This window comes from Paenibacillus sp. Soil787, from assembly GCF_001429545.1.
In the GTDB taxonomy this organism is placed as follows: Bacteria; Bacillota; Bacilli; order Paenibacillales; family NBRC-103111; genus Paenibacillus_E.
Genome location: NZ_LMSP01000034.1, coordinates 242396 through 263439, shown reverse-complemented (window position 1 = coordinate 263439; position 21044 = coordinate 242396). Strand labels below are relative to the sequence as shown.

The following is a 21044-nucleotide window of genomic DNA, read 5'->3' as shown; positions in this document are numbered from 1 at the left end:
CCTGTGCTTTCCAAACTGAAAAACATTGATATTCCTATTGTTGTCATTTTATTTGCTTTCATGGTCATAAGTACGATGATGGTGTACAGTGCTTCTGTGGATCACCCGTCGATTGTTATCAGCATTTCCAAGATTCTCATTTTATACGCGATTGGATTAATTGCTTTTGTAGCTTGCAGCTTATTTGATTATCGCGTACTTATTCGAATCGCTCCTTTTTTATACGGACTTGGTATTGTTTCCTTGATCGCGGTTTATTTTTTTGGTAAAAAAATTCATGGAGCACGCGGCTGGTTTGAGCTTCCAGGAGGCTTGACCTTCCAACCTGCGGAGCTCGTGAAGCTAATCCTTATCATTTGCATTACGGCTCTTCTGGCAAGACGCGGGGGAGATCTACTGCAAATCAAAAATGACCTTATCCCTGTGAGCGCGGCTGTTTTGTTACCATTTATACTTGTCCTCATTCAACCTGATTTAGGGAATGCGATCATTTTTGTGATCATTCTATTGGGTATGATTTGGATTGGTAATATTAAATATTCGCATGTCTTACTTAGCACCGTCGTACTCATAGGCGCTGGATTCTTGCTTTTGACGTTATATAAGTATTTCCATCAATCCTTATTTGAAGTGCTTAAGGGTTATGGCTTTAGTCATTGGATGGATCGTATCGATACGTTCCTTTATCCCCAAGAGGTGTCTGCTGATGATAATTATCAGGTTCGTAATGCGGTAAGAGCGATCGGTTCAGGAGGTTTGGAAGGCGAAGGTTTTCTGAAAGGCACCTCTGTTCATAGTAATTTCATTCCATTCGCGTATTCCGATTCGATTTTCGTCGTCGTTGGTGAAGAATTCGGTTTCCGCGGAGCAGCTATTCTATTGTTGATCTATTTTTTACTGATCTACCGTATGATCCTCATCTCGATCCAAAGCACTCAGCTTAGCGGAGCTTATATTGTGGTCGGTGTAGTTTCCATGTTCGTCTTTCAAATTTTTGAAAATGTCGGGATGATGATTGGTATCATGCCGTTAACGGGAATCACTCTTCCTTTCGTCAGTTATGGGGGAACTTCTCTACTGATTAACATGCTTTCATTAGGCCTCGTGATGAGCGTAAAGCTGCATCAGGAACGCGAACCTGAATTTTTCTAAATTATATAGGAATGCAGCGCCCTTGACCTTTGGTCAGGGGCTTTTTTTGTCCACATAATCTTGTCCCTCTTCTCATAGGCTGTACAAAGGTTAACGATGGGGAGGGGCTTCCATGGAAGTCAAAGATAAAGTGAAACAGCGAAGGATAGAACGACTTCGCAATTTGCGCGAATCGTCAGATCCTTCTAACGGGAGTGGAAGTCCTATGATACCCACTCGAAATAGGGGGAATTCGTTGCACATACATCACCATTCCGAAGTACCTCTCTATGTGGATCCCGAGTGGAAACGACGAATGGAAGATCCCGAGTATGCATGGCAGCAAAAATTATTGATGGACCCAGCATTAGTCGGACGAGATTATTTGAGGGATGGTGAAAGAGGTTTGTTAGCGCCGCCTTCGCCTCGTAAGATTGCGGTCAAACTCTTCATTAGCTGTGTTTTGTTTGCAGCGCTGTACGGGATGTTCCAGCTTAATCAACCTTGGGCTAATAAAGGGAAGCAATTCGTGACCTCTTCGCTTACACAATCGTACGATTTCTCATCATTATCTGCTTGGTATAGCGATAAGTTTGGTGGGTCACCTTCATTCATTCCCAGCTTCAACCGAGAAGGGAATGAGGCCATAAAAGTGAATGCCAGTAAGCGCACCTTTTTCACTCCAGCAAAGGGAAGCATTATCACGCGATATGACGGAACTTCCCATATGGGAGTTAATTTGAATACCATTGAATTTGCACCGGTTTATGCGTTAGATACAGGTCAGGTCATTTTCTCCGGAGTAGCTGTAGAAACGGGTCTAACGATTGTGATTCGCCATCCAGGAGGTCTTCAATCCTTGTATGGCGGCTTGAGTGAAGCAACTGTCGAGGTAGGTGACTGGATGAAAGTTGGTGAACCCATCGGCAAGGCTTCCAAGAAGGATCCTGCGAAAGGGACGCTGTACTTTGCCGTTACGAAGGACGGGCATCCTGTCAATCCATCGGATGTGATCAATTTTGATTAAATGGTCCGGAACTACGTACCGATTCCATCCCTTATTTATACTCATTATGATTGGTTCTGCCATTACAGGCTACTTCCTGGAGGCCGTTACGTTATTTGGCATCGTACTGGTTCACGAGCTTGGTCATTTGGCTGCGGCGAGCGGCTTTGGGTGGAGGGTGCGGGAAGTGCAGCTTCTCCCTTTTGGGGGAGTCTTGATCGTTGATGAGCTTGGAACGGCTCCGACGCGTGAAGAGCTTATTGTCTCCCTAGCTGGGCCGCTGCAGCACGTATGGATGATTCTCGTTGCACTGCTGATGAAATGGGCGGATGTAGGCGCAAGCAGTTGGTGGGATTATTTCATTGAAGCTAATTTGATGATTGGCTTATTTAATCTCATTCCAGTCATGCCGCTCGATGGTGGCAAAGTGATGCAGTCGCTGTTAGGGTATTTATTGTCCTACCATAACACGATTTTATATACAACATGGATCAGTATGATATTAAGCTCGGCCATTATTATTATAGCCATTATCCAACTGATTAGCGGACACCTCCCGCTCAATATATTAGTTATCGGTATTTTCTTGCTTGTATCCAATTGGTACGCCTATCGTCAGTTGCCCTATCACTTTTTTCGCTTTCTTATGGGTCGCGGAACCCGAATGAGCAGGCTTTTGAGCCGCGGGACATTAGCACAGCCTATTGTCATTACTAGACATCGCACAATGGCGGAAACACTGAAGCTTTTTATGAGGGAAAAATATCATTTAATCTATATCGTAGGAGAAACGGGGCGCATACAAGCCGTATTGCCGGAACAGCAATTAGTGAGCGGTTATTTGGATGGGAAAAAACCGGGGAGTGCAGTTTCCGATCTTTTCATGTAAAATAACTGATGAGGTGAACGTGTATGAAGCAACTTATAATTCACTGCGCACCTGATCTTACACAAGCGGCATTGCTTGAAGAAAGTCGTCTTGTTGAGTATGATACGCAGTATCCGCTTGATTCTCAAAGAGCAGGCAGCATCTACATGGGTCGCATCGTCAACGTCCTTCCCGGCATGCAGGCGGCATTCGTCGATATCGGTCTTGCGAAGAATGCCTTTCTATATATAGACGACCTCCTACCCGTCCACTTGGACAAGCAGCCTAAGATTAAACCATCTATAACGGAGCTCGCCGAAGTCGGTCAGACGCTGATGGTGCAGGTGACGAAGGATCCGCAAGGTACCAAAGGTGCAAGAGTAACAACGCATGTTTCCATTCCTGGCCGCTGGATTGTCTATATGCCAAACGCCGATTATATTGCTATATCCCGTAAAATAGATTTGGACGTTGAACGACAGCGCCTCAAACAGCTTGCAGAAGGCAGCTTGCTGCCTGGTGAAGGTGTTATTATACGAACAGGTGCTATTGGTCAAAGTGAAGAAGCGATTCGTGATGATTTGCAAAATTTACGAGAATTATGGAGTGCCATTGTCTCCAAAATGGAAGAGGCACATGCACCTGCGCGGCTATATCAAGATCTTGATCTCTTGCCAAGATTAGCCCGAGATGTCATTACGGATGACGTTCATGAGGTTTGGCTCAATGATGCCAAAGTGTACGAAGAGATGAAACAGTTACTGCGTAAACAGCAGCCGAGTTGGCGGGGACGCATAGCTTATTATGATCGCAAGATACCGTTGTTTGATCAATTTGGTGTCACGGAAGAGCTGAATCAGAGCTTTAGACGTAAAATTTGGCTGCCTAGCGGCGGATATTTGGTCATTGATCAAACCGAAGCACTTACCGTCATTGATGTGAATACGGGAAGGTACACCGGATCCATTGATTTAGAACAAACAGTCACCGATATTAATCGAGAAGCGGCGAGTGAAATTCCAAGGCTTCTGCGGCTTCGTAATATAAGAGGCATTATTATTGTTGATTTTATAGACATGAGCTCGGAAGTAAATCGAGCAGCCGTGATGGAGAACATCACACAAGCCGTGCGTAAGGATCGCTCCAAAACGATTATTGTCGGTTGGACTAAGCTAGGCCTGCTCGAGATGACGCGTAAGCGGAAAAAATAATTGCATTACAAAATGTTTCTGTGATATAATACTCGGAGTGTGTTGTTTAGGCATGCTGTAACCGCACGAATCGGGTCTAAGCACGGATTTGGATTTGATCCTAACCGTCACCTGGACAAGGCGAGTCTGAGACATGAGGAGGTAATGAAAATGTACGCAATTATTGAAACAGGTGGTAAACAGTACAAAGTTCAAGAGGGCGATGTTCTTTACATCGAAAAATTGAACGCAGCTGAAGGTGAAGTTGTTTCTTTTGATCGTGTGTTCTTGGTTTCCAAAGAGAGTGGCTTAGTAGTAGGTGCTCCATTGGTTGCTGGTGCTTCAGTTTCCGCGAAAGTGGAGAAACACGGTAAAGGCGCTAAAGTCATCGTTTATAAGTACAAGCCGAAAAAGAACTATCACAAAAAGCAAGGTCATCGTCAACCGTACACAAGAGTAGTAGTTGAGAAAATCCAAGCGTAAGAGGCAGCCTTATGATCTATGTGACCATAGAGCGTCTTGCACCGGATTCACCTCAGATCTCATCTTTTGTAGTGGAAGGCCATGCTGAATATGACGTACCTGGCAAAGACCTGGTCTGCGCTGCAGTATCGGCGGTAACGTTTGGTACTTATAATTCGATTGAATCCTTGACGGGCGTGATTCCCATTCACGAGATGGAACGAGGCTTGATGGATGTTACACTTCCAGAAAGTATACGATCTGTTCCGGAGACATGGAATAAGGTCCAATTGCTTCTAGAATCGATGGTCGTCATGCTACAAACCATTGCAGATAATTACGGTGACTATATAACGATTGAAACAATCTATCACAAAGGAGGATAACACCATGTTGAAATTGGATCTCCAGTTTTTCGCTTCCAAAAAAGGGGTGGGTTCCACAAAGAACGGACGTGACTCTCACTCTAAGCGCCTTGGCGCTAAACGTGCTGACGGTCAAACCGTTACTGCTGGAAGCATTCTCTACCGCCAACGCGGTACGAAAATTCACCCAGGAACGAACGTAGGCATCGGTTCGGATGATACACTTTTCGCTTTGGTACAAGGCGTAGTGAAATTCGAACGTTGGGGCCGCGATCGCAAAAAAGTGAGCGTATACCCAGTTGATGTAGCTCCTGTGGCTGCAGCTTTAGAAGCGTAATTTGAATCCCTGGCGAGCGATAAGCCCGCCCAGGGATTTTTTTCTAATTCGGTACAAACCTAATATAGGGATCTTTGGTTGGAGACCAAAGTCTCTCAGCTAATAAACGCGGTCACTCATCTTGAATGGCCGAGGGCAGAGGTTTTCTCATTTGTTTGGTGAAGTTTGCTAGTACATCATGATATACTGGATGAACGGTTACAAAGCAGGGAGAACGGAGCGAACGGGGAATGAAACGAGCGGGAAGTACGCAAGTTTATTTATTAGCACTTGTGCTCATTGGATTGACGGGAATGATGTTTGTGGAGCCCTGGATTGTCAGGGGTTCATTATTACTGATCATTGTCTTTTGCGGTTATACCGCCTTCAAGTTGGAAGCGAGTAGATTGGAAGAGAAATGGAGCCAAGAGCTCCGCCAACAGGAACAACAGGCTCAACAAAAGTTAATTCAGGTCATAAATCGTGCACGTCATGATTGGATGAACGATACCCAAATTTTGTTTGGTTATATTCAGTTAAAGAAGTTTGATAATTTACAGCCCTATATGGAAAAAATAAAAATGACTATGCAGCAGGAAAGTAATCTCTCCAAGTTAGGTATTCCATCGTTAATTGTTTTCTTGTTGATGTTTCGCGTCCAGTCAAAATCACTAGAGCTGGAAGTTGAATTAGATCAAGAAATCAATCTTGGACAACTTCCTCTGCATGACGGCCTCATCGAAAGATTGGTTCGTCAAACCGTGGAATGCGTTCAAGAGCATGCTGCGGCAAGTGACGGTGAAAGCGGTACACTCAGCTTGGAATTTGATGTTCAAGAAGATGGCTTACTGCTTGATTTTGTATATCAAGGCCCCTATCACAGGGAGCAACTTGAAAAAGCCGTGAAGGCAATCCTGCTTTCGAAGGTAGATTCTTATTCACTGGAGCAAAGTGAATGGCAAGAGGAAGAAGCGGTCATCGCATGGCGGTTACCGTTTCGTACATAATAAAGGGATCTTTGGTCCAAGATCAAAGTCTCTCCTTAGTTGAGGTGTAGAAATGTTTGTTGATAAAGCGAAGATATTTGTTAAAGGTGGCGACGGCGGCGACGGTTTAGTTGCTTTCCGCCGTGAGAAATATGTACCAGAGGGCGGTCCTGCAGGTGGCGACGGAGGAAACGGCGGCGACGTTGTGTTCCGTGTAGACGAGGGTCTGCGTACACTAATGGATTTCCGCTATCAGAAGCACTTTAAAGCGGAGCGCGGCGAGAAGGGCCGTAACAAGTCGATGCATGGCGCTAATGCGGAAGATATGATTGTACGCATCCCGCCAGGTACAACCATCATCGACGATGACACTGGGGAGGTTATCGCTGACTTGACGCGTCATGGTCAAGAGGTTGTCGTGGCCAAAGGCGGTCGAGGCGGCCGAGGCAACACACGCTTCGCAACAGCACGCGTAACGGCGCCAGAAATTGCTGAGAACGGCGAAGAAGGCGTGGAGCGTTGGGTAGTGCTGGAGATGAAGGTCATGGCTGACGTCGGCTTAGTGGGCTTCCCAAGCGTTGGGAAATCCACGCTATTGTCGGTTGTCTCTGCCGCAAAACCGAAAATTGCGGCGTATCACTTTACAACCCTTACCCCTAACCTCGGGGTTGTGGATGTTGGCGATGGACGCAGCTTCGTCATGGCGGATCTTCCCGGTCTTATTGAAGGGGCCCACGAGGGTGTGGGACTCGGTCATGAGTTCTTGCGTCACGTAGAACGGACGCGAGTGATTGTGCATGTCGTGGACATGTCTGCTGCAGACGGCCGCGATCCTTACGAAGATTTCCTCAAGATTAATGAGGAAATTAAGCTCTATAATGCCAAGCTGGAGCAGCGTCCGCAAATTGTTGTTGCCAACAAGATGGACATGCCGGAATCAGAGGACAATCTGGCCTTGTTCAAGGAGCAGATGTCGGCAGATGGCAAAGAGTTTGAGATTTATCCGATCTCTGCATTGACACGAGGCGGTGTGCAGGAGCTTCTCTACAAGATCTCAGATATTGTAGAAAGTATCCCGAATGCTCCTGAAGTTGAGGGTGTAGCTGATAAAGAAGAGCGTAAAGTGTATCGCTTCGAGAAACGCGAGGAGAATGATTACACGATTCGTCGAGAGAACGATGTATTCATTGTTGAAAGTCCTTCCATTGAGAAGTTGATCAAACGAACGAATTTCAGCACACAGGACGGCATCGCTCGTTTTGCTCGTATTTTGCGTAATATAGGAATCGATGACGAATTGCGTAAACGTGGAGCTGTCCATGGACAGACGATCCAAATTGGTGATTTTGACTTCGAATTTGATGAGAAGCATTAAAATGATGGAAACACTTATCCTGAGGATGAGTGTTTTTTTTTTTGCGTTTAAGAAAGTTTAATTTATTTGGGTCAGGGGGTAAACTCGAGCTTACTCCTTATTTTGCATGGATAGTTATGGATTTTGCTAATGCTGAGTGTAATTAAGAATAGTTGCATGATGCTTCGTTAGGGACTACGGTTTTCTGTGTTTGGTTTTTATGTGTTTGGTTTTTATGTGTTTGGTTTTTATGTGTTTGGTTTTTATGTGTTTGGTGTTTCTGGGTTTGGTTTTTCTGAATTTTGATTTTTGTCTTCTGGTTCTGATTTTTGAGAGAAATAGGGAAATTAGATTTACAAGTTGTATAACGTACAATAATTTCTTTGATTTTTTCTTGAAAAGCTCAGGATGTTGTATGTTATACAACAATTTAGCCTTAATTCACTCTAATGGGCCACTTTGGAGCGGAATTGTTGTATTTTTTGCAACAATCGCGTGAAAATAGTGGATTAGCTTGCCAAATGTTGCACAAAGTACAACAACACACGGACAAGCAAAAGCAAGAGCAAAAGAAAAAGCGAAAGCAAAAGCGTATACGTCACGCAGTTGTAACATGCATGGCTGCAACCTTAATAAATACTCTCACCCGCGGACGGCGAAAGCCGTTCTTTTATATTTCAATGCGGATTAATGTCATAAAACTTGACACATAAAAAGAAAAAGATTACGATTTTACTAATTACCATAATTGTATGTAAATAAATATTACACTTCGTGAAGTGTATCTATATGAGGGAGGAGGAATTTAGATGAAAAGATGGATTCAAGCAATGGGAACAGGTATGCAAGGATCACGTGATTTATCTTATGAGGAAGCTGTAGAAGCAGCACATGAGATGGCCAGAGGAGATTCTACAGATGCTCAATGCGCAGCTTTCTTAATGGCTCTATGTATGAAAGGGGAAGCTGACGAAGAGCTGATGGCATTCATTGATGTTTACCGCAGCTACTCTTTGAATTTCCATACTTTTGCGGATTCACTCAATTGTGCGGGACCGACGGAAGGCCGGCAATATTTTCCCATCACACTGCCAGTTAGCCTTCTGCTTGCTTCAGTAGGTTTCTCCCAAGTACTGCATGGAGGTGATTCACTTCCGCCTAGACAGGGGACCGCAATGAAAGAACTATTAGAAAGCTTCGGCGTTGCAATAGATTTGTCAGTGAAAGCATGGGAAACGATGTTGTTTCACCTGCATATTGGATTTCTTCACACAGATCAGCTTTGTCCGCCGCTAGGGAAGCTGAAACAGGTTCGAGAGCAGTTAGGATTGCGAACCGTGATGAATATCGTTGAGAAAGTCATAAATCCTGTACGTTCAATCAATATGATTATAGGCGTTAATCAGCGAAAAGCGATGGAATCACTGATTCCCATAACCATCCGATCTGGTTTTCAAAATGTGTATATTGTTAATGGAATAGAAGGGTCCGAGGATTTGCCGATCTATCAGAACAGTACCATAAGGATCGTAACCCCTTGGGGAGATGAGTCGCGAGTGGTTGAACCGCAGAAGTTTGGTTTCCTGAGCGAGCCTCTGCAGCCTTTAAGTAAAGATGATCAGGTTGCTATGGTGCGGCGCATTATTGCTGGAGAAGATTCAGAGGAATTGAAGCGGGAACGTGATCATGTCATTTTTAATACGGGACTTCGATTGACGTGGTTTGATAAAGTTGGGAGTTATGAAGAGGGCTTTCAATTAGCGGAATCACTGCTGCAAAGAAAAGAAGCCAACAAAGTCATGCAGCGATGGGTGGATCAGAGTCATCACTTCACGCTTCAAGATCATCCGAGTATCCGTGATTCCTCAGCCAAAATTGGATAAAGGTCTTTCCTATATGCTGTATTGTATCAGCTAAAGGAAGGCTTTTTTTGTTTCCATCGACTAGAGGAATTAGAGGTAAGTTTCCAATTTATTGTGATCTTACCCACCCAAAGGAGACCGATATTACGAATGGATATGAAGGACAATAATTTTCGGAGCCAGGTCGTCTGATGAAATGGAAAAAAGATGTGAATGAGGCTCGTTCTGTCACACAAAATGCTAGGAGGCTAACATCATGAAAAAACAACTACTGACCCTCGTACTTGCTCCAGCCCTTATCTTTGGCGCTGTGACAATTCCTTTACCTAAAGAAGCTTCGGCTGCATCAACAGGTCAAATTATGACCAGTGTCAGTTTTCGTCAAAGTGCAGATGTGAATTCTACGCGTATCCGTTACTTGAAGGAAGGCGAGAAAGTTACCATCCTGTCCAAAGTGAACAGTTGGTGGTACAAAGTGAGAGCTTCTGACGGCCGTGAGGGTTACATAAGCACAAGCACCAAATACATACAAGCATCGGGTGTTACAGCGCCTGGAGATTCCAATACGAATGGCGGTTCCGGCAGTAGTTCTGGAGCTTCAACAAGTGTAAATGTTCAAAAAATTATTGCTGCGGGTAAAAAGTATCTAGGCACGCCCTATGAATATGGATCAAGTCGTGATAACACAAGAACGTTTGACTGCTCTGACTTTGTCAGACAGGCTTTCTTGGATGGCATTGGAAAGAAGCTGCCAAGTGACTCTAGAGGCCAAGGGAATTATGTGAAATCTCTTGGGCATGCCAAAACAAATTGGCACGATCTGAAAGCTGGCGATCTCATGTTCTTCATGTCCTACAAAGGGACAAGCCAATCGAATTACAGCGGCATTAATAAGTCTACTCAAACCATTACACACGTGGCTATTTACTTAGGAAATGGACAAATCTTGTCAACATACTCCAATGACAGCGGTGGTGTTCGGATTGATTCCATCGATAATCGCCACTGGGAGTATCGTTTCTTATTTGGAGGCAGTGCGTTATAACTAGCCGTTCAAAAAGGCAGACATCGAGAAATCGATGTCTGCCTTTTTTGTTATGCTTTTTAAGTCTGCAAGGGATCTACTAATGGGTTCCAGTGAATAGCAGGTTCACCTGTATCTAGTTGAATACCTGCCGAACCTACCCATGGGTGCTCAGTAAGGCCTACGCTGAAATAATGTTCAAGCAAACATCGAAAAATAAAAGGGATTGGGCGCTCCAACACCTGATCTTTAGGAATCCAATGAAGATCTCCTTCGGGTGTGACGATTCGCGGATTCACATCTGTCGTTCCGATATAAAAAAATTGCTGGCGAATTTCTTGACCATTCAATCGAAGTAAAACATACTGCATGCGCAGCCCTTGGATTTCATCATGTTCAATGCCAGTCTCCTCCCACACTTCGCGCAAACAGGCTGCCCGCGGGTTATTCAATTCACTTGGCTCCAGGTGACCGCCAATAGCAGCCCATAAACCTGGCGATAGCGAACGCGTTAAGGAGCGTTTCATCATTAGTAATTCGTTCTGGCTGTTCCATAGGAGAGCCGTAGACATCATGCGTAATGTAATCATGAGGCGATCCCTTTCTAATCTAGTACTATCAGCTTATCATAGTGGAGTTAGGTGCTGCAAAAGATGAAAGAATAAGATGTGAATTGCCTATTGCTTCAATTCGTATGATTCGATATAATGTCCTCTATAGAGGAACATTGGTCTTTCCAGAGAGGACGGTGGTAAAGTGCCGGAAAGCAAAGAGTTTTTACAAACGATCAAGCACACCGGTCCTGAGAGGTACTACTTAGTCCGGGAAGATATTTTGCCAGAAGGAGTACTCAAGACAGCTCAGGCTAAGGAACTGCTTGCACGGGGTGAAGTGAAGACGATTCACGATGCCGTTGAACAAGTCGGGCTCAGCCGCAGCGCGTTCTATAAGTATAAGGATGGTATTCACCCTCTCAGCAAACTGGAACGAGAGCGCATTATCACAATATCCATGGATTTGGAGCATCGGTCGGGGATTCTGTCTCGCGTACTGGCTCTCATTGCTAATTTGGATGGGAATGTATTAACGATACATCAGACAATTCCTCTGCAGGGGATGGCGAATGTCGTCATTTCGGTAGAAACCTCCTCGATGGGGGAAGAGATCCGTCAATTGATTAATCGACTTCAAGCGCAAGACGGGGTCAAGCGTGCCATGGTCATCGGTCAGGGCAGTTAAAATAGAAAAACATATTCAGGAGGTAACATACATGAAACCCATCAAGGTTGGTTTACTTGGATTAGGTACAGTAGGAACAGGTGTAGTCCGCATTATCGAAGGACATCAAGAGGATTTACAGCGTCAAACAGGCTCGTCCATTGAAATTTCAAAAATTTTGGTACAAGATAAATCAAAGCTTCGCAATATCTCCGTGGATGCAGATAAACTGACTGAACAAGTATGGGACGTTATTGGTGATAGTGAAATTGATGTTGTCGTTGAAGTTATGGGCGGAGTTGCTGCAACCAAAGAGCATATTTTAACAGCGCTAGGCAATGGCAAGCACATCGTGACAGCGAATAAGGATCTTATGGCCATGCATGGCGCTGAAATCTTGGCAAAAGCAGCTGAACACGGCTGCGACGTATTTTACGAAGCTAGTGTTGCCGGCGGTATTCCGATCATTCGTGCACTCGTAGAGGGCTTCTCCTCTGACCGTATTACGAAGATTATGGGTATCGTGAACGGTACAACCAATTACATTTTGACTAAAATGAGTCAAGAAGGCGCTGCTTATGCCGATGTTTTGAAAGAGGCGCAGGATCTTGGCTACGCAGAAGCAGACCCAACATCTGATGTTGAGGGGCTGGATGCAGCTCGTAAAATGACCATCTTATCAACACTTGGTTTCCACGCAAATGTTGCTCTAAGCGATGTTGAAGCGAAAGGTATTTCGAAAGTAACCAAAGAAGATATTCTATATGGCAAAAAATTAGGCTACGAAGTGAAGCTGCTTGGAATTGCTGAAAATCATGATGGTCATATCTCTGTGAGTGTACAGCCTACTATGGTGAAAAACTCTCATCCGCTTGCTTCCGTTAATGGTGTATTCAATGCTGTGTATGTAACAGGCGAAGCAGTAGGCGAAACGATGTTCTACGGTGCTGGAGCAGGCGAGCTGCCGACAGCAACATCTGTCGTAGCAGATTTGGTTGCCGTTGTGCGCAACTTGAGGCTGGGCGTGAATGGACGTACGGTGCTGGCGCCTTACAAAGAAATGAAGCTGAAGACGGACGCACAGATTGCTTCCAAAAACTTTATTCTTCTGCACGTTGAAGATAAAGCGGGTGTACTTGCACAAATTACGCAAATTTTTGCTCAGCACGAAGTTAGTTTGGAGTCTGTGTTCCAGCACCCGAACCAGTCCAATCCGAAGGCTGAAATTATTATTATCACACATGATGCGAACCAAGCCAGTATGAAAAATGTGCTGAGACAATTCGAATCTATGGATGCTATTCATGCCATCAAAAGCGTCTATCGCGTAGAAGGCTAATTTATTGAAAAGAGGCGCAATTTCGAAATGAGTTATAAGGCAGTGAAAAAGGTAAGAGTGAAAGTGCCGGCAAGCACGGCAAACTTAGGTCCTGGCTTTGACTCACTGGGGATGGCCTTGAACTTATATGCTTGGATTGATATGGCGATTTCGAATGAAACGACGATTTACTTAATCGGCGATCAGATGAACGGAATTCCAACGGACAAGTCCAATTTAATTTATAAAGTCGCGCAAATGGTGTTTGAACAGGCGGGCGTTTCTCACCCTGAGCTGGACATTACCATGTACAGCGATATTCCACTCACACGCGGTCTAGGCAGCAGCGCGTCAGCCATTGTCGGTGCGCTTGCCGGCGCCAATGCCCTAATTGGAAATAAGCTCACAGACTATGAGCTGTTCCAAATCGCGAGCCGCTTGGAGAAGCACCCGGACAATGTCGGGGCCAGCTTGTTTGGCGGGATCGTGGTTGCGTTCTGGGACGGCGAGAAAGCCGAATCCATTCGAATAGAGCCGGACGCTAATTTGGAAGTGCTGGTGGCGATACCTGCGTTCCAGCTTGCTACTGAGAAGGCGAGAAGTGTGATGCCGAAGCAAGTAGCCATGAAAGATGCGGTGTTCAACCTCAGCCATTCATCCTTGCTTGTTGCCGCGTTAGCTACCAGCAACCTAGGAATGATCCGTCATGCCATGAAGGACGCGCTGCATCAGCCTTACCGGGCGGAGCTCATTCCGGGCATGAAGACGCTGCTTGAGCAAGCGGAGAATCATGGTGCGCTTGGGGTTGCACTCAGCGGAGCTGGACCGACGATGCTTGCGCTAGTGGATTCACGAAGCGGCCAGAAAGAGGAGCTGGAGACATTCCTGAAGGACACGCTTGCTAAGGAAGGGATTGAAGCGGAGACGCTTTGGTTAAAGCCGAGCGGAGAAGGCGTGTCGGCCTTTCTGCTGCAAGAAGGTGACGGGGATCTGTTATCCTTTGTTGAAGGGGAGGTTCTTGCATGAAGCGGGTTGCCATCTTAGGACCAAGTACCTTTTCGGAAGAAGCTACCCGTCATTTTTTGGGTGAAGATTTTACTTACGTTTCATATAAGCTAATTTCTGAAGTGTTCAATGCGACAGCGTCAGGCGAAACGGAATTAGGTGTCATTCCCATTGAAAATACGCTTGAAGGTTCCGTTCATTTACATGTCGACTGGCTTGTACACGAGGTTGATCTGCCCATTCGGGCAGAGTGGGTTTTTCCCATTGATATGAATCTCATCGGGTATCCGAACCCTGACGGACAAACGGATGCTTCTAACCCCTATAGACATATTCGTAAGGTGCTTTCTCATCAAGTCGTCCCTGCACAGTGCAGTAGATTTATGAAGCAGTATTTGAGCGAAGCAGAGTTTGAGCAAATAAGCACCACGGCAGAGGGAGTACGAATTGTATCGACGCTGCAAGACCCTGCCGTGGCTGCTATCGGAACGGCTATTGCATCTACAAATTACGGTGTTCCTATGCTGCAAAGGGAAATCCAGGATCATAAAGACAACATGACCCGGTTTCTGCTGGTTGGTACAGAAGCATCGGAGCTGAAGTCCTCGGAAGACATGAAAACGACCATTCTTGTCACACTGCCTGAAGATTACCCAGGTGCCCTGCATCAGGTGCTCTCTGCCTTCGCGTGGCGCAGAATTAATCTATCGAAGATTGAATCCAAGCCGACGAAAAAGAAACTCGGTACTTATTATTTCTATATCGATATTGCTGATTCCCTGGATTCCGTTCTCCTGCCATCTGCCATTCAAGAAATTGAAGCGATTGGTTGTCAGGTTCGAATTTTGGGCTGTTATCCGAGTTATTCGTACACGAGTTAATAGCGTTCTTCCCTTGCGTTCATTACGCGAGGGATTTTTTTTGTCCAAAAGGGGCAAAAGCCTAGGAACCTGCATAAACTGTAATATCATTGTGACTAAGCGAATGCTTACGAAGCAAGTTTTCATGCGAGAACTCGAGTTTTTGCTTACGAAGTAAGCTTTTTAACGAAAACTCTAAGGAGGTATGGTGTTGAAAATCCACATTGTCAAAAAGGGCGATACCCTGTACGAGCTTGCAAAAAAATATCAAACCACATTGGACGAAGTCATCGCACTTAATCCGCAAATTGAACAACCGGATCATCTTGACATCGGGATGAAGGTGAAAATACCTTCCAAACCGAAGCCAGTAGATCCACCTGCTTCAGATTATGTCTATAAACACGTTGTGGAGCAGGGGGATAGCTTATGGAAGCTGGGTAAGGCTTGGGATGTCCCCCTCCAAGAGATGATTAAAGCGAATCCTCAACTGAAGAATCCCAATGTCCTTATGACGGGAGAAATTGTTTATGTGCCCAAGATGCATCATGAGCACGTAGGGGTTAAACCATTATCGATGCCTAAACCATCGACAGAACCATTTGCTCCGGTCCCTTCAGAACAACCTTGGACTTTTGAGGAATCATATCAGCAACCCTTTATGCCCATTGCAGAAGAACCGATAAGTCAAACGCCGCCTGCGCCGTATGTAGAATCGATGCCGCTCACTGAGCAACCGTTTGTACCTTCACCGATGACATCTGTACCAGTCATTCAAGCGCCTGAGGCTGGGGTTGTAGGTCTCCAAACGCCCTACGAGCAGCAAGCGGTCCATCCCTTCAAGCAGTTTCACATTAAAGCGACTGAGGTATTTGCCTATCCAGGTTCCGAGCAACATGAGGTGCCAAAATATCCGGCTTTTCCACCGTATCAGCAATCACCATATGAGCAATTTCCATATCATGCAGAGCCAACTTCCTATCCAATGAGTCAAGATGGTTGTGGCTGCGGAGGCCAATCGATGATCGAACACCCATGGACGACATTCCCAGCGGGTTATCCAACCGGAACCGTAGAAAGTCCGTGGGATGGTTATCAGCATGGGTTTCCTACAGTTCCTGGGTTATTTCCACCAGCATCTCCTTATGACATGCAGCAAACTGCACATAATCCGTATGGCTACCAGCAGGCGCAGGCTCCCTATGACATGCATCATGCTGGACATATTCCATATGACTATCAGCAGGCTCCTTATGGGATTCCTTATGCTGGAGCTCATTACCAAGCTCCCTATGAGTCGCCTATTATGCCGCAAGTCCACACGCATGAGCTTAAGCAGGAGACTGATATAGAAGAAGTTGTTGAAATTGACATCCGTTCGGATAAGAAAGCAGATAGATCAAGCGGCGGAAGTTCTTCAAAAAAAGTGAAATTGTCAGGTACAGGAGCACTCAATGCTTTCTTGAAACGGCAGCAGAGAGCTTCTGAAAAGCAGGACGCCAAGCAAAACGCACCTTGGATTAACCTCTGAAAATGAACAAGAAGCCTCCTAAACCACTGGATTGTGGAATAGGAGGCTTCTTAGTTTCGTTATCCTATGGATTAGGCAATCATACCCAATGTGAAAAAGGTCATTAAACCGACAACGAAATTCATGCCCCATTTTTTGCGAAGCAGTTCACGTCCGCGGTGTAAACGAGTTTTCACTGTTGTAATCGGCAAGTTCAATTTTTCGCTTATTTCCTGAAGGGAGAGCTCTTCCAGATAGTAAAGCGTAATGATACTTCTATATTTGTCAGCTAATTTATTAATGGATGTATGCATATGCTCTTGAACTTCTGTTTGGATAACAACATGCTCAGGCGACTGATCTTGACTTGCAAGCTTACTGTAATAGCTGTAATCATCGTCATAATCGTTTAGCTCGGCATCTAAGGATTGAACTGGTCTTTTTTTGCGCAGCAAGTCAATGGCGACATTTTTACCAATTCGATATATCCAAGTAGAGAAGTTCTGACTCTCATCAAAGTGGTTTAGGTTCAAATAAACACGGATAAATGTTTCTTGAACAATGTCCTCTGAATCAGGTCTGTTATGAAGCATACGAAAAGCAAGTTTCTGTATTTTGTTACGGTATAACTCGACTAGCTCCACGAAAGCGTTGCGGTCGCCTCGTCTGGATAATTGAATTAATTGAAGTTCTGCCACGTTCATGCTGTTCCCCTCCTAATATAGGGATCTTTGAGCGTAGCTCAAAGTCTCTCTGCTTTGGGATCTTTGAGCTTGCTCAAAGTCTCTTCGTTTATAGTTTTCGTAAGAAAACTGGTATCGTAAACTTATAATTACCTTTTCAAATATATCTCGGTTTCCCTGATTAAGTATGTGAATATTTCATCTACTTCTGACTATATCATTTCTGTGGCTACAGTCAAATTTTAAAGCTAGGGAGAGCTCATTTTATACCCATTTGTTACCGTATTCATGGATGTTTGGTGACTTTTCTGAGCTGGAGTTGGATATGAGGCTGAAGTTGAATGTGGTGAGGTTACACCTGATACTTTTTTTTGTACTTCATTCCAAATGGCGACTGCCCCCCATAACAGGACTACTCCTATAATAAGGAGTGTAGTACGTTTGATTCGTTTTCTACCGTTCATGATTGGGCTCTCCGTCCGTCTTGATTGGTTTCATACTCTCCCTCTATGGTAAATGATGTATAGTGTCACATGCAAATGGAAACAATACGGAAAAACGAGATAGAAGGGGATATCGGTGAATGTACGACAATTTTTGAAGCATTTGAAAAGAAAGCTGCGCTGGAAACGTAGTTGGTTGACTTTAGGAATGTTTTTTGCCGTCGTTATGGTTAGCTATATATTATATGCAACCGGGAGCCTTCTAAGTGCTGGTGAAAGCCCTGGAGGAGCAATTAGATCGACCTTTGCCGGTCTTACACCGGTAGACGATCAACGTCTTCAAGAAGCGACGACAACGCTGAAAAGTATAAAGGATAGCAGAGAAAGCTATTTGCTTAAGACTTATGTTTGTGGCGAAGAGCGCAGTCAGTTGGGCCTGCAGACCTCTCAAGAATTATTGAAAATGCAAATGAAGCACCCAAACTGGTTTCTGAGCATAGGGGCAAATGGAGAGGTCACTTTTACCGAAAATATCGATGATTTATCGCCGGAATGCAAGGAAAAGGCGGTATTCGGCATCGACGGCAGCAGCAATCTGTCCCTATTTAATGGAACGCCGGCCAAGGATAATGTGATTCGAACATTTTTTCAATTGAATATTAAGCATTTAGAAAGCAGTCTTCCACGCGAAACGGTGGAGCAGCTCCATGAGGGGATCCGCGTCACTGATTTGGAGGAGTATAATAGCGTATTATCAACTTTCAGCGATTATGCCATGCCGTCCCAAGAGGCTGAACGGGCAATGACAAGTCCTTAATTAGGTGATAGTAAAATGAAGAGGTAGAACGGGAGATTCCTGAGTCTATCTCTTTTTTTTGTTATCTGCTATAATGAAATGACTACATATGTTCGCTTTTTTAAAGATAGGAGAGAATGGCTGTGCGTATTCTGGGTATTGATCCGGGGATCGCGATTGTTGGTTTTGGCTTTATTGATAAGATCGGAAGTAAGCTCATTCCTGTGCAGTATGGTTCAATTCAAACCGAAGCACATACGGACCCTGGGATCAGGCTGAAAGATGTCTATGATGCTACGACGCAATTAATAGAGAAGTATAAACCCGACGCGATGTCGATAGAGAAATTGTTCTTTAATCGGAATGTAACGACGGCATTCACAGTGGGACAAGCGCGGGGTGTCATGATTCTTGCGGGTGTTCAGGCTGGGTTGCCGATTGCTGAATATACGCCGCTTCAGGTCAAACAATCTGTTGTTGGCTATGGGAATGCTGAGAAACATCAAGTGCAGGAAATGGTCAAAATTTTACTTAAACTATCGCAAATACCTAAACCAGATGATGTGGCGGATGCGCTTGCGATTGCTATTTGTCATGCGCATTCTTCAGCTTTGCAATCTAGGATAAATGAGGTTGGGAAACGATGATAGACTTCTTAAGAGGAAAAGTTGCGCAGCGTGAAAGCGATTATGCTGTGTTGGATGTGAATGGCGTAGGGTACCGTGTATTCTGTCCGAATCCCTATGCGCTGCCGCATAAAGAAAATGAAGACGTGACGATGTTCATTCATTATCATGTGCGTGAAGATGCTCATTTGCTATTCGGTTTTATTTCACGGGATGAGCAATCCTTGTTCCGTTTATTGCTTGATGTAACGGGTATTGGGCCAAAGGTTGCGCTGGGCATTCTTGCTGCGGGTGGAAGACCAGAGGCTGTGATTCTGGCAATTAGCCAGGAAAATCTAGCATTCTTAACAAAGCTTCCCGGCATCGGAAAGAAGACAGCGCAGCGAATTATTTTGGATCTGAAGGACAAATTGGGTTCAGTAAGCTTCTCGAGCCCTGAAGCTGCGGTAGCTTTAAGCGTGGTTGGATCGGCGCAGCTTAGCGATGGCGGTCATGCCTGGAGCGAAGCGAAGGAAGCTTTGATGACGCTTGGCTACACGGAAGCCGAAGCTGATCGTGCTTGGTTGCAAGTGAAGCCAAAAGCGAATCCGTCGGATTCTGTTGATGTGTTGATGAAGCTTGCGCTGCAAGCTTTGTATACAATGTAGTGAAAGAGGATTGGGCGGATTTAGCCAATGCTTACGAAGTCAGTTTTGCTAAAGCAAAACTCTTAGGAGGATCAACATGGACAATGACCGGATTATATCGGCTAATTTGATGATGGAGGACAACACGATTGAGTACAGCCTACGTCCCCGTTATTTGGCCGAATATATCGGCCAGAAGCAGGCGAAGGAGAACCTCAAGATCTATATTGAGGCTGCCAAGCTGCGTAAGGAAGCTCTTGATCATGTGCTGCTTTATGGACCGCCTGGGCTCGGCAAAACGACACTGTCCAACATCATCGCCAACGAGCTTGGCGTGAATATTAGAACGACCTCCGGCCCTGCGATCGAGCGGCCGGGAGATTTAGCTGCCATCCTGACGAATTTGCAGGAGGGCGATGTGCTCTTCATCGACGAAATTCACCGACTTCACCGTACAGTGGAAGAGGTGCTGTATCCGGCGATGGAGGACTTTGCTCTTGATATTATCATCGGCAAGGGGCCGAGCGCGCGCTCGGTGCGTCTAGACTTGCCGGCGTTTACCATGATCGGCGCGACGACACGCGTCGGATTGCTTTCTGCGCCGCTGCGCGACCGTTTCGGGGTCGTCAGTCGGCTGGAGTTTTATACGGTAGAGGAGCTCACCTACATCGTCAGCCGAACGGCCGACATCCTGCAGGTCGGCATCGTCGGTGAAGCTGCGCGCGAGATCGGCATGCGCTCGCGGGGAACACCGCGAATCGCGAACCGCTTGCTGAAGCGGGTTCGCGACTTCGCGCAAGTGAAGGGCGATGGCATTATCACGCTGGACATCGCCAAAGAGGCACTCAAGCTCATTCAGGTCGATGACCTTGGACTTGATGAGATTGATCATAAGATGCTGCGCGCCATCATTCAAAGCTTCCAAGGCGGCCCCGTGGGGCTCGAAACGATTGCCGCCACTATTGGCGAAGAGAGTCAGACGATCGAAGACGTCTACGAGCCTTATTTGCTGCAAATTGGATTCTTGCAGCGAACCCCAAGAGGCCGGATGGTAACACCTCAGGCCTATCATCATTTAGGTTTACCGGTGCCGGAACAACGGTAATTCGAGATCTTTTGCCACAGCTGAAAGGCGGGCAAAAGATTTTTTTTGAGATAAAAGTATAAGTTTCGAGGTAGAGCTAGAGGACACCCTTTCTAATTTTTTTGGGAAACATAGCTGCTGGCTTTATTTCGGTGTATCAATTGTAATTATCTGTTTTACCCGGCACTACACTATGCTCGCGGAACGTAGAGACCTGATTTTGCTCAAAACCGCTTATTTCCAGTTTTCGCGGAACTAGGGGCCGCTATTTCCTGCATTCGTGCTGTAAAAGCTGTGAAAACACCAAAATA

General features: G+C 45.4%; 22 protein-coding genes and 1 other annotated feature. Of the genes, 20 read left to right on the top strand and 2 right to left on the bottom strand.

What is annotated here, in order from left to right:
• Window positions 1–3: 3 nt before the first annotated feature.
• The 11 genes from ASG93_RS24895 (at window position 4) to ASG93_RS24840 (ending at window position 10585) form a co-directional block, all read left to right on the top strand.
• Window positions 4–1152 (top strand): FtsW/RodA/SpoVE family cell cycle protein, encoded by a 1149-nt coding sequence (locus ASG93_RS24895; RefSeq protein WP_056836318.1) that lies wholly within the window; start codon window positions 4–6, stop codon window positions 1150–1152.
• Window positions 1153–1264: 112 nt separating this feature from the next.
• Window positions 1265–2158 carry a M23 family metallopeptidase gene (locus tag ASG93_RS24890; protein WP_082615073.1) on the top strand — a complete coding sequence of 298 codons (894 nt, stop codon included), beginning with the start codon at window positions 1265–1267 and terminating at the stop codon, window positions 2156–2158.
• Window positions 2151–3026 (top strand): M50 family metallopeptidase, encoded by an 876-nt coding sequence (locus ASG93_RS24885; RefSeq protein ID WP_056836314.1) that lies wholly within the window; start codon window positions 2151–2153, stop codon window positions 3024–3026. The genes ASG93_RS24890 and ASG93_RS24885 overlap by 8 nt, the downstream gene beginning before the upstream one ends.
• A 23-nt stretch (window positions 3027–3049) precedes the next feature.
• On the top strand, window positions 3050–4216 hold the full coding sequence (locus ASG93_RS24880) for an Rne/Rng family ribonuclease (protein ID WP_056836312.1): 1167 nt from the start codon (window positions 3050–3052) through the stop codon (window positions 4214–4216).
• Between the two features lie 49 nt (window positions 4217–4265).
• Window positions 4266–4354: a sequence feature (ribosomal protein L21 leader region), on the top strand.
• Between the two features lie 12 nt (window positions 4355–4366).
• Window positions 4367–4678: a 50S ribosomal protein L21 gene (rplU, locus tag ASG93_RS24875; protein ID WP_029194673.1), complete on the top strand. Its 312-nt coding sequence runs from the start codon at window positions 4367–4369 to the stop codon at window positions 4676–4678.
• 11 nt (window positions 4679–4689) lie between these two features.
• Complete coding sequence (locus tag ASG93_RS24870; protein ID WP_056836310.1) at window positions 4690–5043, top strand: ribosomal-processing cysteine protease Prp; 354 nt, start codon at window positions 4690–4692, stop codon at window positions 5041–5043.
• A gap of 4 nt (window positions 5044–5047) precedes the next feature.
• Window positions 5048–5359 carry a 50S ribosomal protein L27 gene (gene rpmA, locus ASG93_RS24865; protein WP_029194675.1) on the top strand — a complete coding sequence of 104 codons (312 nt, stop codon included), beginning with the start codon at window positions 5048–5050 and terminating at the stop codon, window positions 5357–5359.
• A gap of 230 nt (window positions 5360–5589) precedes the next feature.
• Window positions 5590–6345, top strand: coding sequence for a Spo0B domain-containing protein (locus ASG93_RS24860; RefSeq protein ID WP_056836307.1), 756 nt, complete (start codon window positions 5590–5592; stop codon window positions 6343–6345).
• Between the two features lie 52 nt (window positions 6346–6397).
• A complete protein-coding gene (gene obgE, locus ASG93_RS24855) occupies window positions 6398–7699 on the top strand; it encodes a GTPase ObgE (RefSeq protein ID WP_056836305.1) in 1302 nt (433 codons plus the stop codon).
• A gap of 788 nt (window positions 7700–8487) precedes the next feature.
• Complete coding sequence (locus ASG93_RS24845; RefSeq protein WP_056836302.1) at window positions 8488–9561, top strand: anthranilate phosphoribosyltransferase; 1074 nt, start codon at window positions 8488–8490, stop codon at window positions 9559–9561.
• 235 nt (window positions 9562–9796) lie between these two features.
• Complete coding sequence (locus tag ASG93_RS24840) at window positions 9797–10585, top strand: C40 family peptidase (RefSeq protein WP_056836300.1); 789 nt, start codon at window positions 9797–9799, stop codon at window positions 10583–10585.
• A gap of 59 nt (window positions 10586–10644) precedes the next feature.
• On the opposite strand, the gene ASG93_RS24835 is transcribed toward ASG93_RS24840, so the two are convergent.
• Window positions 10645–11154 (bottom strand): NUDIX domain-containing protein, encoded by a 510-nt coding sequence (locus ASG93_RS24835; protein ID WP_056836298.1) that lies wholly within the window; start codon window positions 11152–11154, stop codon window positions 10645–10647.
• A gap of 166 nt (window positions 11155–11320) precedes the next feature.
• On the opposite strand from ASG93_RS24835, the gene ASG93_RS24830 reads away from it, so the two are divergent.
• The 5 genes from ASG93_RS24830 to ASG93_RS24810 all read left to right on the top strand — a co-directional run bounded on the left by ASG93_RS24830 (window position 11321) and on the right by ASG93_RS24810 (window position 16496).
• Window positions 11321–11803, top strand: coding sequence for an ACT domain-containing protein (locus ASG93_RS24830; RefSeq protein WP_082615072.1), 483 nt, complete (start codon window positions 11321–11323; stop codon window positions 11801–11803).
• 31 nt (window positions 11804–11834) lie between these two features.
• Entirely contained in the window at window positions 11835–13121 is a 1287-nt protein-coding gene (locus ASG93_RS24825) for a homoserine dehydrogenase (RefSeq protein WP_056836296.1), read from the top strand.
• A 27-nt stretch (window positions 13122–13148) separates the two neighbouring features.
• Window positions 13149–14126, top strand: a complete 978-nt coding sequence (gene thrB / locus ASG93_RS24820) for a homoserine kinase (RefSeq protein ID WP_056836294.1) — start codon at window positions 13149–13151, stop codon at window positions 14124–14126.
• On the top strand, window positions 14123–14986 hold the full coding sequence (gene pheA / locus ASG93_RS24815) for a prephenate dehydratase (RefSeq protein ID WP_056836292.1): 864 nt from the start codon (window positions 14123–14125) through the stop codon (window positions 14984–14986). Before thrB ends, pheA begins: the two co-directional genes overlap by 4 nt.
• 190 nt (window positions 14987–15176) lie before the next feature.
• A complete protein-coding gene (locus ASG93_RS24810) occupies window positions 15177–16496 on the top strand; it encodes a LysM peptidoglycan-binding domain-containing protein (protein ID WP_056836289.1) in 1320 nt (439 codons plus the stop codon).
• A 71-nt stretch (window positions 16497–16567) separates the two neighbouring features.
• Here the strand turns inward: ASG93_RS24810 and sigW are convergent, their stop codons facing one another.
• The gene (sigW, locus tag ASG93_RS24805) at window positions 16568–17179 is read right to left on the bottom strand and encodes an RNA polymerase sigma factor SigW (protein WP_056836287.1); all 612 of its coding nucleotides are present in this window, start codon (window positions 17177–17179) and stop codon (window positions 16568–16570) included.
• 558 nt (window positions 17180–17737) lie between these two features.
• Between sigW and ASG93_RS24800 the strand changes: the two genes are divergently transcribed.
• From ASG93_RS24800 to ruvB, 4 genes are all read left to right on the top strand, one after another.
• Window positions 17738–18418, top strand: coding sequence for a BofC C-terminal domain-containing protein (locus ASG93_RS24800; protein WP_063891959.1), 681 nt, complete (start codon window positions 17738–17740; stop codon window positions 18416–18418).
• A 122-nt stretch (window positions 18419–18540) separates the two neighbouring features.
• Window positions 18541–19044 (top strand): crossover junction endodeoxyribonuclease RuvC, encoded by a 504-nt coding sequence (gene ruvC / locus ASG93_RS24795; RefSeq protein WP_029194685.1) that lies wholly within the window; start codon window positions 18541–18543, stop codon window positions 19042–19044.
• The gene (gene ruvA, locus ASG93_RS24790) at window positions 19041–19670 is read left to right on the top strand and encodes a Holliday junction branch migration protein RuvA (RefSeq protein ID WP_056836285.1); all 630 of its coding nucleotides are present in this window, start codon (window positions 19041–19043) and stop codon (window positions 19668–19670) included. Before ruvC ends, ruvA begins: the two co-directional genes overlap by 4 nt.
• Window positions 19671–19746: 76 nt before the next feature.
• Window positions 19747–20754 (top strand): Holliday junction branch migration DNA helicase RuvB, encoded by a 1008-nt coding sequence (gene ruvB / locus ASG93_RS24785; RefSeq protein WP_056836283.1) that lies wholly within the window; start codon window positions 19747–19749, stop codon window positions 20752–20754.
• Window positions 20755–21044: the final 290 nt, after the last annotated feature.